Genomic DNA, 12,600 nt, shown 5'->3' on the forward strand with positions numbered 1-12,600 from the left:
CTCGCCGATGAAGCTGCTCTACACCAATTTCCACAGCGGCAGCGGCGGCGGCCACACCACCTACATCCGCGAACTGGCGCGCGCGCTCGGACCGCGGCACGAGGTCCACGTCGCCGCCCCGGCCGGCAGCCGCCTGCTGGCCGAAGCCGTCGCGCTGCCCGGCGTGCACACGCTGGCGCAGCCTTTTCCGAACGGCCTGCGCCGGCTGCGCGAGCGCGCACAGGCCATCCGCCAGTTGCGCGATTACCTGCGCGCGCACCGGTTCGACATCGTGCACGTCAACGGCTCGGCCGATCACCGCATCGTCATCGCCGCATTGCGCGGCGTCTCGCCGCGTCCGCGCGTGGTCCTGACCAAGCACAACACCAAGCCGATGGGTGGGCCCCAGCACGTCTGGCGCGCGCGTTTCCATACCGACAAGGCGATCGCGGTGTGCGAGTACGTGCGCCGGCAGCTCGAGGCCACGCCCTACCGCGTCTGCCATCCGCAGACGGTCTACAACGGCGTGGACACCACCCATTTCGCCCCCTGGCCGGACGCGGACGCGCGCATGTCGCGGGAACGCTTCGCGCCGGACGCCGGGTCGCTGCTGATCGGCAGCAGCGCCGGCACCGCCGACTACAAGGGCTGGACGGATCTGGTGGCGGCACTGGGGCTGCTGTCCGCCGAAGAGCGCCGCCGGGTGCACGTGCTGATTGCCGGCCAGCCGCCTTCCGCGCGGCAGTTGGCGATCGTGCGCGAGGCCGGCCTGGAAGCGCAGTTCCATTTCCCCGGACTGCTGGAAGACGTGCGTCCGATCATCGCCGCGCTGGACGCCGGCTTCGTGCTGTCGCACGACATCGAGACCATCTCCTTCGCCTGCCGCGAAATGATGGCGATGGGCAAGCCGGTGATGGTGACCGATTACGCCGGCCTGCCGGAAAACCTGCACCCGGGCGAGGACGGCTGGGTGGTGCCGGTGCATGGCCACGAGGCGATGGCGACCACCCTGCGCTGGATGCTCCGGCATCGCGATGCCCTGAGCGGAATGGGCGCCGCCGCGCGCGCGCATGCGCTCGCCGAATTCGGCATCGCTCGATTCGCCGACGCCACCGAGGCGGTTTACCGGGACCTGCTGGTCAACCGCTGATCGATTACGGCTTCATCGCCGCTCGGCAGCCCGTTGTGGCCGCGTCGTCCACCAGCCACCAGCTACGCCGGTTGGCCGAACCCAAGGAACGTGCAAGGGTGCGATCCACGCAGGCCGGCAGGGTGGCGTCCTGCGCCATCAGCACGCGCCGCGCGGGCGCCTCGTGCAGCCAGGCCAGGCCGCGCTGCCATTGCAGCTCGACCGGCGCGCGGAAACCGAACTCGGTCACCTCGCCTTGCGCCTGCAGCAGTTGCTGTTCCTTCCAGTCCACCAGCCCGATGGCGGTGTCCACGCCGGCGCGTGCGCGTGCTTCGGCCATCACGTCGCGCGCCGAGTTCTCGCCGTCCAGCAACGGCGCCAGCGCCATGCCGTAGCCGACCCACAGCACCAGCACGGTCACCAGGGTCAGCGGGATCGCGCGCGTGCGCCGCAGCCACAACGCGGCGGTGACGATAAGTCCCCCCATGACCGCCAGCGCCAGCCACAGGTGATCCGCATGCGGATCGCCGGCCAGGCCGCGCCCGGCTTCCAGCTTCAGTTCGAAACGCGGATCGCCGGTCAGCGCCATGCCTCCGGCTACCAGCAGCAAGCCGCCCAGCGCCACCGCGAACACCAGCAACCCGGCGCGCACGCCGCGACGCTCGCCCAATGCGGGCAGGAACGGAGCCGCCGCCCACGCCAGCGCCGGCAGTGCGGGCAGGATGTACATATCGCGCTTGCCCGGGCTGGCGCTGAAGAACAGCAGCACCAGCAGCATCCACGCCAGCGGCCACCACACCCGCGCGTCGCGCTGGCCCCAGGCATCGCGCCACGGCTTGATCAGCCAGGGAATGAAGATCGAGAACGGCAACCAGAACAGCGCGATGACTTCCAGGAAGTACCACGGCGGCGCCTGGTGGTGCCATGCGGCGACGTAGCGGGTGGCGGTCTGGCGGAACAGGATTTCGTTGAGATAGGCACGGTGCTCGGGATCCCCGCTGGTCAACGCGGTCACCACCATCGGCACGAACCACAGCGCGATCGCCAACAGGAAACTGGCCCCGCCCAGCCACCATCGGCCCGCGCCCTTCGGCGCCGGCTCGGTCAGTCCCTGCCAGCCGCGCCAGCGCATCAGCGCGTAGGGAATCAGCGCCAGCAACGGCAGGAAACCCACGCCCTTGCTGATCACGCCCAGGCCGGCGGAGAAGCAGCCCAGCCAGTACCAGCGCCAGTTCGGTCCCAGCAGCATGTGCCGGCCGAGGCCGTACATGCCCAGGGTGATGAAGAACACCACGGTCGGATCGATCTGCGCGCGCTTGCCCTGGTAGACGAACTGCATCGCGCACAGCACCGCGCCGGCCGCCCACAGCGCGGCCTGGCGGTTCCACGTACGGCGTGCGAAGTCGTAGGTCAGCACCAGCGTGCCCAGCGCCGCCAGCAGCGACGGAATCAGGAAGGCGACGTTCCAGTGGCGCACCACCGCGTAGGTGGACGCGATCATCCAGAAATACAGCGGCGGCTTGTCCGGATAGAGCTCCTGGCCGCGGTGCGGGAACAGCCACTGGCCGGACTCCCACATCTGCCTGGCCACCAGCACGAAACGCGGCTCGTCGGCCGGCCACGGCGCGCGCATGCCCAGCCCCGCGCCGATTACCACCAGCGCGAACAGCAGGAACCACCAGAACGCGGTCTTGTCGTCGGTCTTGATCATGGCGCGCGATGATACCGGCGATTCGTTAGGCAATTGTCGGAACCGGCCCTGCGGCCAGCCAATGTCGCGTGGCTCACGCCCCGTCGCTGCGGACCAGGCGCGCGTAGAAGAAGCCGTCCATGCCATCCTCGCCCGGCAGGCGCTGGCGGCCGGCGCCGGAGGCATGGCCGAAGCGCGGGTCCAGCGCTTCGGCGCGGGCGTCGGGCGTGCGCGCCAGGAAGGCGTCGATCTGGCGCTCGTTCTCGTCCTTGAGGATCGAGCAGGTCGCATACAGCAGCGTGCCGCCTGGCCGCAGCAGGGTCCACGCCGCATCCAGCAGGCGTGCCTGCAGCGCGCGCAGCGCGGCGATGTCCTCCGGCCGCCGATGCAGCAGCACGTCGGGCTGGCGACGGATGATGCCGGTCGCCGAACACGGCGCGTCCAGCAGGATCGCATCGAACGGCTGGCCGTCCCACCAGATCGAAGGCTCGCTCGCGTCGGCGGCGCGCAGTTGCGCCCGCACGCCGACCCGCGCCAGCGTTTCGCCCACCCGCTGCAACCGCCGTGCGTCGACATCCATCGCCAGCAGGCGCAAGGTGCCGTCGCGTTCGAGCAGGTGCGCCGCCTTCCCGCCGGGCGCGGCGCAGGCATCGAGTACCCGCGCGCCGGCGGCGGGCGCCAGCGCATCGGCCACCAGTTGGGCGGCCCCGTCCTGGATCGACACGTCGCCGTCGGCGAAGCCCGGCAACGCGACGACCGCCACCGGCGTATCGACGCGAATCGCATCGGTGGCCAACGGCGAGGCGGACGCGACGAGTTCCGGCAACGTCTGTCGCAGGCGCTCCAGATAATCCGCCACCGGCATGCGCGCGCGGTTGACCCGCAGCCACAGCGGGGCGGCTTCGGCGCTCGCGGTGAAAACCGCATCGGCCTGCCCGGCCCAGTCCTGGCGCACGCGCTCGCGCAGCCACGCCGGCCAGGCCTGTTCGGGTGCGGCGGCCGGCAGGCCTTCGCGCTGCGCGCGGCGCAGGATCGCGTTGACCATCCCGGCCTGGTGCGAGCGCTTCAGTTCCCGCGCGGCTTCCACGGTGGTAGAGAGCGCGGCATGCGCCGGCAATTGCAATGCATCGATCTGGGCGAACCCGACCCACAACAGCGCCCGCAGTTCGCCGTCGCGCCGGCCCAGCGGTTTCTGCATCCAGCGGCGCAGGGCTTCGTCATAGCGGACGCGCTGGCGCAACGCGGCGAAGCAGATCGCTTCGGCCAGCGCGCGATCCCGCGGGTCCGGCAGGCGCGGCAGGCCCGCGGCCAGTTCCGCCTTGAGCGAACGCCCCCGGTGCGCGACCGCATCGAGGATGCGCGCGGCCAGTGCGCGCACGGCGGCGCCGGTGCCCGGATTCACGCGGTCACCAGATCCCGGCGCGCGTTGAGGTAGTCGGCGGCGGTGATCGCCTTGCCGCCCTCGCGCTGGACCACCCGCAGGCGCAGCGCGCCCTGGCCGCAGGCGATGTCCAGGCCCTGCCGGCCCGCCGTGAGCAGCGTGCCGGGTTCGGCCCGGTGCGCCAGATCCAGCGCGACCGCGCCATGGATGCGCAGGCGTTCGCCGGCCACGCTCGCCTCGGCCACCGGCCAGGGTTCGAACGCGCGCACTTTGCGCGCCAGCGCGTCGGCCGGCTGCGACCAGTCCAGCCGCGCTTCGTGCTTTTCCAGCTTGTGCGCATACGTGGCACCGGCTTCGGGCTGCGCCTGCGCCACCGGGCGCATGCCCGCGCGCAGCAGGCCAAGCCCGTCGGCAAGCACGCGCGCGCCCAGTTCGGACAGGCGGTCGTGCAGTTGCCCGCCGGTTTCCTGTTCGCCGATGGGCGTGCGCTGGGACAGCAGCACCGGGCCGGTATCCAGCCCGGCTTCCATCTGCATCAGGCAGATGCCGGTTTCGGCGTCGCCGGCTTCGATCGCGCGCTGGATCGGCGCGGCGCCACGCCAGCGCGGCAGCATCGACGCATGCACGTTCCAGCAACCGTAACGCGGGATGTCCAGCACCGCTTGCGGCAGGATCAGGCCGTAGGCGACGACGATCATCAGGTCCGGGGTCAGTTCGCGCAGGGCTTCCTGCGAGGATTTCTTCCTCAGCGATTCCGGTTGCAGTACCGGGATGCCGCGCTGGATCGCCTCCAGCTTGACCGGCGAAGGCGTCAGCCCGCGGCCGCGGCCGGCAGGCCGATCCGGCTGGGTGTACACCGCGACGACTTCATTGCGCGCGTGCGCCGCGCGCAGACTGGGAACGGCGAACGCCGGCGTGCCGGCAAAAACGATTCTCATGGAAGACGAGGTATCCGGAGAGGAAGAAGGAGGATGGCGGCCGGCGCGACCCGCAACCTGGCTCTTGCGAATCCCAAATCCCGAATCACCAATCCCGCGGCCGTCAGGCCGCAGCCTGACGCCGCTGCTTGGCCAGCTTCTTGCGCACCATCTCGCGCTTGAGCGGCGAGAGGTAGTCGACGAACAGCTTGCCGTCGAGATGATCCATTTCGTGCTGGATGCAGACCGCCAGCAGGCCGTCGGCGCGCAGTTCCTGCGCCTGGCCCCGGCGATCGACGAAGCGCACGGTGATTTCGTTGGAACGGGTGACGTCGGCATAGATGCCGGGAACCGACAGGCAGCCTTCCTGGTAGACCTGGTCGCCGGCCCGGTCGACGATCTCCGGATTGATGAAGACCCGGGGGTCGTTCTTCTCTTCGCTGATGTCGATGACCATGAAGCGCTGGTGCACGTCCACCTGGCTGGCGGCCAGGCCGATGCCCGGGGCCTCGTACATGGTCTCGAACATGTCGTCCAGCAGGGTCTGGAAGGCCGGCTCGGTCACCCGCGCCGGGTCGACCGGCACCGCCTTGGTGCGCAACCGGGGATCGGGGAATTCGAGGATGGGAAGCAGTGCCATGGTGTGTCCGAGATGGGGGCGCCAGTGGAATCCGGCAAGGCCTCACGGATTCTAACTCGGGCGCTTGCGTTGCGCCGGGTTTTCTGGACTATAGTGCGGACCACCTGTCGGGGAATCAGGTAGATACAGCCATGTTTAAACATTTTCGTACGGTTCTCGCCGTTGCGGCGATTACCGTGGGCAGCTATGCCGCCGCCGCAGAAATGGCGGGGGACCACCCGGACACGTACGTGGTCAAGCGGGGGGACACCCTCTGGGACATTTCCGCCCGCTTCCTGAAGAAGCCGTGGCTGTGGCCGGAGATCTGGCAGGCCAATCCGCAGATCAAGAACCCCCATCTCATCTACCCCGGCGACGTGCTCAGCCTGGCTTATCTGGATCGCGTGGCGGTCCAGGCCGGTCCGCGCCAGGAAGCCCCGCTGAACGCGATTCCGCTGTCCGACGTCGAGCCGTTCCTGAAGAACCTGAGCATCGCCGACAGCTTCCAGCATCTGCCGTACGTCGCCGGGCTGGAAGAGAACATGCTGCGCGCCACCGCCGGCCAGAACGTGTACGTGCTCGGGCTGGACCAGGCCCAGCCCGGCCAGCGCTACGCGATCGTGCGCCCGGGCCTGCGCTACACCCAGACCCGGGTGAAATCCAGCGGCGAGTACCTGACCTACAAGGAAGACCTGGACTACCGCGGCGCCCGCATCAAGGGCGCGCCGGCGGACTGGAACCGCCAGTGGTCCAGCTCGGCGCTGTCCGACGGCGGTCCGGTCGAACTGTTGGGCTACGAGCTTGAGCAGGTCAACGTCGGCACCATCACCCGCGGCCTCGTGCCCGGCAGCGAAACGGTCACCCTGACCCTGCAGGACAGCGGCAAGGAAGTCCGTGCCGGCGATCGCGTGGTCCCGGTCGAGGCCAAGCCGTACGACCTGCAGTTCTTCCCGCATCCGCCGGCCACGGCCATCGCCGAAGGCAAGCTGCAGATCCTGGCCGTCGCCAACGCGCTGACGTCCGGTGGTCCGCGCGACGTCGTCGCCATTTCCGGCGGCAGCCGCGAAGGCATCGACAATGGCACCGTGCTGTCGGTCTGGCGCCGGGGCGACCATGTCGCCAACAAGGTGCGCTGGCCCAATTCCTCGCGCATGGACGATTCGCCGCGCAACGGCGCCGGCCGGGTCAGCCTGCCGGACGAGTACGCCGCGCACGTGATGGTGTTCCGCACCTTCGACAAGGTCAGCTACGGGCTGGTGATGGAAGGGGTGAAGGCCACCCGGGTGGGCTACGAGCTGAAGCATCCGGACGCCACCTACTGAGTCTTCGGACAAACCCTACGCAACACCGCGACGGCGCCCGAGGGCGCCGTCGTCGTCTCCGCACTAGGCTGGCCTCATGTCCCGCCACGAAGACGACTCCGAGGCCATGTTGCGCCTGACCCTGGCCGGCGGCGGCAGCGCCGCCCGCCGCCGCCTGCTGGAACGCCATGGCAGCCCCAGCGCCGCGTTCGCGGCCGGGCCGCGCGGATGGCGGGCGGCCGGACTGGACGATGGCCAGGTCAGCGCCTTCGCGGCGCCGGCCGCTGCGGGACTGGCAATCGCCCGGGAGTGGCTGGCTGCTTCGCCCCGCCATCACCTGATCGGCTGGGATTCGGGCGACTATCCGCCGCTGCTGCGCCATTGCCCGCATCCGCCGCTGGCGCTGTTCGTCGATGGCGATCCGGCACTGCTGTGGCGTCCCTCGGTGGCCGTGGTCGGCAGCCGCTCGCCGACCGCCGGCGGACGCGACAACGCCGCGGCGTTCGCCGCCGCGCTGGCCCGGGCGGGGGTCGTGGTGGCCAGCGGCATGGCCGCCGGCATCGACGCCGCCGCGCACGAGAGCGCCCTGGGCCAGGTCGAAGGGACCACCGTCGCGGTCCTGGGCACCGGTCCGGAACAGGCATATCCGCGCCGGCACGCGCCATTGCGGGATCGCATCGCCGCGCACGGCGCGGTGGTCAGCGAGCATCCCCCGGGCACCGGCGCGCATCCCAGCCACTTTCCCCGCCGCAACCGGATCATCGCCGGCCTGTCGCTGGCCACGCTGGTGATCGAGGCCGCCGAGCGCTCCGGCGCGCTGATCACCGCCCGCCAGGCGGCGGACAGCGGCCGCGACGTGTTCGCCGTGCCCGGTTCCATCCACAATCCGCTGGCGCGCGGCTGCCACCGCCTGATCCGCGACGGGGCCGGCCTGATCGAACGCGGGGACGAACTGCTGGACGCCCTCGCCCCGCAATTGGCCGGGACGGTCCGGATCCTGCGCGAACAGCTCGGCGAACCTGAACAGACCCCTCCCGAACGGTCGCTTCCGGCCGGCGGCGGCCGGGACCCCGACTACCAGAAGTTGTGGCGCGCGCTTGGTCACGACCCAACGGGTATGGATCAACTGGTGGACCGGACCGGATTGACGACCGCCGCCCTGTCCTCCATGCTGCTCGCCATGGAACTGGATGGGCGCGTATCGGTCGAACACGGCCGTTACTGCCGCAAAGGCTAGTTTCTTTCCTCCACAGCGCCACCGTGCGCAGGCCGAGGGGCAATGAAAGAGAGCATCCTGGATGTACTGCTGTACCTGTTTGAACACTATTTCACCGAGGACGCGGACCCCGTCCGTGATCGCGACTCTCTCCAGAACGGCCTGATCCAGGCCGGCTTCAGCCCCGCCGAAATCAACAAGGCTTTCGACTGGCTCGACGCCCTGGCCGATCAGCGGCCCGGCGCGCCGCAACCGCGCGTGGGCGGCCCGACCCGCATCTTCCATGGCCCGGAGCTGGAAAAGCTCGACGTGGAAGGCCGCGGCTTCCTGATGTTCCTGGAACAGCACGGCATCCTCGATGCCGATCAGCGCGAACTGGTGCTGGATCGAGCGATGGCGCTGGACCAGGACGAGTTGGATCTGGACGACCTGAAATGGGTCGTGCTGATGGTGCTGTTCAACCAGCCCGGCTCGGAAGCGGCCTACGCGTGGATGGAAACGCAGATGTTCGTGGACGAACCTGAACCGGTACACTGAGCCGACTTCAACCTGCTTTCGGGGGAAAGCATGGCCCAGTGGTATTACGCGGAAGGACCGGGGCGGAACGTTGGACCACTGACCACGGAGGAACTGGCGGCCTGCTTCCGGCGGGGCCAGTTGATGCTGGATTCCCAGGTCTGGCGCGAGGGCATGGCGCAATGGCAACCCTTGCGCAGCGTGGCCGCCGAGCTGGGCCTGGACGCTACCGCGTCGGCCACCGCGCCGATGCCGCCGCCGCTTCCCGGCGCGCCGGGCCACGCCAGCCCGCGCCCGGGCGCTCCGGCAATCGCGCCCGCACCGCGAGGGATGAGCCGCGGCACGATCATCATGATCATCTGCCTGGCGGCGATCATTCCCATGCTGGCCATCCTCGGCATCCTGGCGGCGATCGCCATACCCGCGTACCAGCAATACACCTCGCGCGCCAAGCTGATGGAACCGATCGCCGCGGGCGACGCGCTGAAGCCGCTGATTGAACGCCATCTGGCCGAAGGCCGCTGCCCCGACAACGACGCCGACGGCTTCCAGCCGGAAGCCGCCTACGCATCCCCGCATGTCGCCGGCATTCTCGTCGGCGAGTTCGACGACGGCACGTGCGGGGTGGAGGTGCGCGTCCGCGGCACCGGCAATTCGCGCATGGACGACCACGCCATCTGGATTTTCTACGACGGCCAGTCCCGCAGCTGGGGCTGCACCTCGGACATCGAGGACCAACTGCTGCCGGAGCGGTGCCGCGGCTGATGCCGCATGCCGGCGATCCCGCCCCGCGGTGGTCGCCCATCTAGGCGTTGACGAGCGCTTGCGGTAACGTTCGCAGCGCAACGGTTTGGGGAAACCAGCATGTCCACTTGGTATTACGCCGGGGCCGAGCGGCAACCGCTCGGCCCGTTGTCCACGGATGAACTGAAACAACACTTCCACAGCGAACGGATCGCACTGGACACACTGGTCTGGCGCGACGGAATGATGCAGTGGCGACCACTGGCGGACCTGGCCCAGCAGCTCGGCCTGCTGGAGATGCCGCGGGCACCGTTCGATGCCTCACCCGCGTCGCCCGCCGCGTTCGTGCCCCCGGCGCCACCGACGGTTCCCGCGCCGCCGACGATCGCACGCGTGGAAGCCGAAGAGGTCGCAGCCGCCGTCACCGCGCCGCCCGAACGGATGCCGGCACCATCGGCCGCACCGGCGGGTAGCCGCGCGGTGTTCAATCTCGGCAGCGATCCTTCGCCCACGCCGGTGTACGAGCGTCCGGAGATCATCGAGCGCATGGCCGCGGCGGGCACCGGCGAGACCGCTGCCTCCCGCAACCCGTACCTGGCCGCCCGCGCGCCACTGCAGGCGCAGCCCTCCTTCGTCGCCGACCAGAATGTCGTCTACGCCGGATTCTGGAAGCGCGCGGCCGCGACGATCATCGACGGCTTCATCCTGTCGCTGGTGGTGGGCCTGTGCGGCGAACTGTTCGGCGTGATCCTCAGCGATCTCGCCGGCGGCGGCGAATTGGCCACGGCGATCACCACCTCGCTCAGCACGCTGGCCCTGAACGCGCTCTACTTCGCCTGGTTCCATTCCACCTTCAACTACGCCACGCCGGGCAAGATGGCGATCGGCATCAAGGTGGTGCGCAGCCATGGCGAACCGATCTCGTTCCTGCGCGCGCTGGCACGCTTCTTCGCCACCATCCTCAGCACGCTGACGCTCTTCATCGGCTACCTGATGGCCGCGTTCACCGCGCGCAAGCAATCGCTGCACGACATCATCTGCGACACCGTGGTGGTCGACAAATGGGCCTACACCACCGAGCCGGAGCGCCAGCGCAGCGAGCTGGGTCTGGTCGCGATCGTGGTGCTGGGCCTGTATGGTCTGGTCATCGTGGCGGGCGTGGTCCTGATTTTCTTCGTCATCGGCCTGGCCGCGACCACGCAGCGGTTCGGTTGAACAAGCAACAGCAACAGGAGCGGTACAAAAAATGAGCAGTTGGTTTTTCGCCATCGGCGAGCAGCGCCAGGGTCCGATCAGCACGGAAGAACTGGGCACGCGTTTCCAGCGCGGCGAAATCACGCCGGATGCGCTGGTCTGGCGCGAAGGCATGGACGGCTGGCGCCCGCTGGGCGAGATGGCCGCGGAACTGGGCCTGGCGATTCCGGCCGCCGCGCCCGCCATTGCCATCGTGGTCAACGAGCCGGCTTCGCCGTACGCGGCGCCGGCCGCGCACGTTCCGCTGCAGTCCGCGCCGGTGTTCGCCGGCCAAGTGGTGATGGCCGGTTTCTGGAAGCGTTTCGCCGCCTCCTTCATCGACGGCATGGTGATGATGGTGGTGACCCTGGTGGTCGCCCTGGTCGGCCTCATGCTCACCGGCGGCGCGGCCGCGCTGAATCCGCAGGCATTCGCCAACGACATGATGCGCGGCACCCTCGGGGTGACCTTCATCCTGGCGTTCTACGTGCTGCCGATCCTGGCCCAGGCGGTCTACTTCACCTGGATGCACGCGTCCGCGTCGCAGGCGACCCTGGGCAAGCTCGCGGTCGGCATCAAGGTGGCACGCACCGATGGCCAGGCGCTCACCCTGGGCCGCAGCTTCGGTCGCTGGTGCGCGTACTTCTTCCTCAACCTGGTCAGCTGCGGCGTCACGACGCTGATATCGGCATTCACCGTCGGCCTGACCGAGCGCAAGCAGGCCCTGCACGACATGATCGCCGATACCCTGGTCGTGGACCGCTGGGCCTTCACCGCCCATCCGGAACGGCAGCGCCGCGACCTGGGCGCGGTGACCTGGACGATCATCGTGCTGGCGGGCCTGTTCTTCGTCGCCTATATCGGCTTCTTCGTGTTCGCCATGGGCATGGCCGCCATCGCCGGCGGCAACCAGTAATCCCGGCGGGCGATGAAGCACTGGTACTACGCGGACGAGGCGCGGCAGCCGCAGGGCCCGGTGGATGCCGCGATGCTGCGGGATCTGCTGGCCGGCGGACGGATTTCCCACGCCACCCTGATCTGGCGCGACGGCCTGTCGCAATGGCAGGCAGCCGGCGATTTCGCCCGGGAATTGGGCCTGGACACCGGCGCGCGTTTCCGGCAACCGCCAGGTATCGCGGACGACACCGGGGAATCGACGGCCGATGCGGTTCCCGATGCTCCGTCCTTCCCGCCCCCGGACACCACGCCTGAAACGGACGCGTCCCCGTATGCCGCGCCCGAGGCCGCGGTCGGGCTCGTGTCCCAGGTCGTGCAGGGCGGCGAGGTCGTCTATGCCGGTTTCTGGAAACGCACGGCGGCCTATGTCATCGACAGCTTCCTGCTGACCATCATCACCACGGTGATCAGCACCGTGACCGGGCTCGCGATGCTGCCGCTGGTCATGGCCGGCGCGACCCAGCCATTGCTTGTCGTGGTGCTGCAGGTCGCGTCCTACCTGGTGCAGATCGTGGTGATGGCCGGCTATTTCGCCTGGTTCCATGCCTCTCCCCACCAGGCCACGCCCGGCAAGATGGCGATCGGCATCAAGGTGGTGGACACGCAGGGCGCGCCGATCAGCTTCTGGCGCGCCATCGGCCGGTTCTTCGCGACCTTCGTCAGCACGCTGTTGCTGATGGCCGGCTACCTGATGGCGGCCTTCACCGGCCGCAAGCAGGCCCTGCACGACCTGATCTGCGGCACGCTGGTGGTGGACAAGTGGGCCTACACCCACTATCCGGAGCGCCAGCAGCCGAAGCTCGGCGTGGTCACCTGGATCGTCCTCGTCCTGGGGGGTCTGCTGTCCCTGCTGTTCCTGCTGGCGGCCGGCGTGCTGGTCGCCGCCATGGGAGGCGTTTTCGGAAGGTGACGGGCTTC

General features: G+C 69.3%; 12 protein-coding genes. 8 read left to right on the forward strand and 4 right to left on the reverse strand.

Annotation, left to right across the window (positions count from 1 at the left end):
• Positions 1-7 precede the first annotated feature (7 nt).
• Positions 8-1,129, forward strand: a complete 1,122-nt coding sequence (locus IQ458_RS15605; protein ID WP_203323392.1) for a glycosyltransferase family 4 protein — start codon at positions 8-10, stop codon at positions 1,127-1,129.
• A 4-nt stretch (positions 1,130-1,133) separates the two neighbouring features.
• Here the strand turns inward: IQ458_RS15605 and IQ458_RS15610 are convergent, their stop codons facing one another.
• The 4 genes from IQ458_RS15610 to def form a co-directional block, all read right to left on the reverse strand.
• A complete protein-coding gene (locus IQ458_RS15610; RefSeq protein ID WP_203323393.1) occupies positions 1,134-2,819 on the reverse strand; it encodes an ArnT family glycosyltransferase in 1,686 nt (561 codons plus the stop codon).
• Positions 2,820-2,892: 73 nt separating this feature from the next.
• Entirely contained in the window at positions 2,893-4,200 is a 1,308-nt protein-coding gene (rsmB, locus tag IQ458_RS15615) for a 16S rRNA (cytosine(967)-C(5))-methyltransferase RsmB (protein ID WP_328805200.1), read from the reverse strand.
• Positions 4,197-5,117: a methionyl-tRNA formyltransferase gene (gene fmt, locus IQ458_RS15620; protein WP_203323394.1), complete on the reverse strand. Its 921-nt coding sequence runs from the start codon at positions 5,115-5,117 to the stop codon at positions 4,197-4,199. Before fmt ends, rsmB begins: the two co-directional genes overlap by 4 nt.
• Positions 5,118-5,220: 103 nt before the next feature.
• Positions 5,221-5,736: a peptide deformylase gene (gene def, locus IQ458_RS15625; protein ID WP_192199512.1), complete on the reverse strand. Its 516-nt coding sequence runs from the start codon at positions 5,734-5,736 to the stop codon at positions 5,221-5,223.
• A 131-nt stretch (positions 5,737-5,867) separates the two neighbouring features.
• Here def and IQ458_RS15630 point away from each other — a divergent pair, with 131 nt between their 5' ends.
• The 7 genes from IQ458_RS15630 to IQ458_RS15660 all read left to right on the forward strand — a co-directional run bounded on the left by IQ458_RS15630 (position 5,868) and on the right by IQ458_RS15660 (position 12,592).
• Positions 5,868-7,037 (forward strand): LysM peptidoglycan-binding domain-containing protein, encoded by a 1,170-nt coding sequence (locus IQ458_RS15630; protein WP_183639548.1) that lies wholly within the window; start codon positions 5,868-5,870, stop codon positions 7,035-7,037.
• A 76-nt stretch (positions 7,038-7,113) separates the two neighbouring features.
• Positions 7,114-8,253: a DNA-processing protein DprA gene (gene dprA, locus IQ458_RS15635; protein WP_203323395.1), complete on the forward strand. Its 1,140-nt coding sequence runs from the start codon at positions 7,114-7,116 to the stop codon at positions 8,251-8,253.
• 42 nt (positions 8,254-8,295) lie between these two features.
• Positions 8,296-8,769 carry a DUF494 family protein gene (locus IQ458_RS15640; RefSeq protein WP_141455174.1) on the forward strand — a complete coding sequence of 158 codons (474 nt, stop codon included), beginning with the start codon at positions 8,296-8,298 and terminating at the stop codon, positions 8,767-8,769.
• A gap of 30 nt (positions 8,770-8,799) precedes the next feature.
• Positions 8,800-9,513, forward strand: coding sequence for a GYF domain-containing protein (locus IQ458_RS15645; RefSeq protein ID WP_203323396.1), 714 nt, complete (start codon positions 8,800-8,802; stop codon positions 9,511-9,513).
• Between the two features lie 99 nt (positions 9,514-9,612).
• Entirely contained in the window at positions 9,613-10,707 is a 1,095-nt protein-coding gene (locus IQ458_RS15650; protein WP_192199509.1) for an RDD family protein, read from the forward strand.
• A 31-nt stretch (positions 10,708-10,738) separates the two neighbouring features.
• Positions 10,739-11,641: an RDD family protein gene (locus IQ458_RS15655; protein WP_203323397.1), complete on the forward strand. Its 903-nt coding sequence runs from the start codon at positions 10,739-10,741 to the stop codon at positions 11,639-11,641.
• Positions 11,642-11,653: 12 nt separating this feature from the next.
• Positions 11,654-12,592 carry an RDD family protein gene (locus IQ458_RS15660; protein WP_203323398.1) on the forward strand — a complete coding sequence of 313 codons (939 nt, stop codon included), beginning with the start codon at positions 11,654-11,656 and terminating at the stop codon, positions 12,590-12,592.
• Positions 12,593-12,600: the final 8 nt, after the last annotated feature.

This window comes from Pseudoxanthomonas beigongshangi, from assembly GCF_016820515.1.
Classification (GTDB): Bacteria; Pseudomonadota; Gammaproteobacteria; order Xanthomonadales; family Xanthomonadaceae; genus Pseudoxanthomonas_A; species Pseudoxanthomonas_A beigongshangi.

Coding starts and splice junctions, on each gene's coding strand:
- IQ458_RS15605 (WP_203323392.1), top strand. CDS start 8: ATGAAGCTGCTCTACACCAATTTCCACAGCGGCAGCGGCGGCGGCCAC.
- IQ458_RS15610 (WP_203323393.1), bottom strand. CDS start 2,819: ATGATCAAGACCGACGACAAGACCGCGTTCTGGTGGTTCCTGCTGTTC.
- fmt (WP_203323394.1), bottom strand. CDS start 5,117: ATGAGAATCGTTTTTGCCGGCACGCCGGCGTTCGCCGTTCCCAGTCTG.
- def (WP_192199512.1), bottom strand. CDS start 5,736: ATGGCACTGCTTCCCATCCTCGAATTCCCCGATCCCCGGTTGCGCACC.
- IQ458_RS15630 (WP_183639548.1), top strand. CDS start 5,868: ATGTTTAAACATTTTCGTACGGTTCTCGCCGTTGCGGCGATTACCGTG.
- dprA (WP_203323395.1), top strand. CDS start 7,114: ATGTCCCGCCACGAAGACGACTCCGAGGCCATGTTGCGCCTGACCCTG.
- IQ458_RS15640 (WP_141455174.1), top strand. CDS start 8,296: ATGAAAGAGAGCATCCTGGATGTACTGCTGTACCTGTTTGAACACTAT.
- IQ458_RS15645 (WP_203323396.1), top strand. CDS start 8,800: ATGGCCCAGTGGTATTACGCGGAAGGACCGGGGCGGAACGTTGGACCA.
- IQ458_RS15650 (WP_192199509.1), top strand. CDS start 9,613: ATGTCCACTTGGTATTACGCCGGGGCCGAGCGGCAACCGCTCGGCCCG.
- IQ458_RS15655 (WP_203323397.1), top strand. CDS start 10,739: ATGAGCAGTTGGTTTTTCGCCATCGGCGAGCAGCGCCAGGGTCCGATC.
- IQ458_RS15660 (WP_203323398.1), top strand. CDS start 11,654: ATGAAGCACTGGTACTACGCGGACGAGGCGCGGCAGCCGCAGGGCCCG.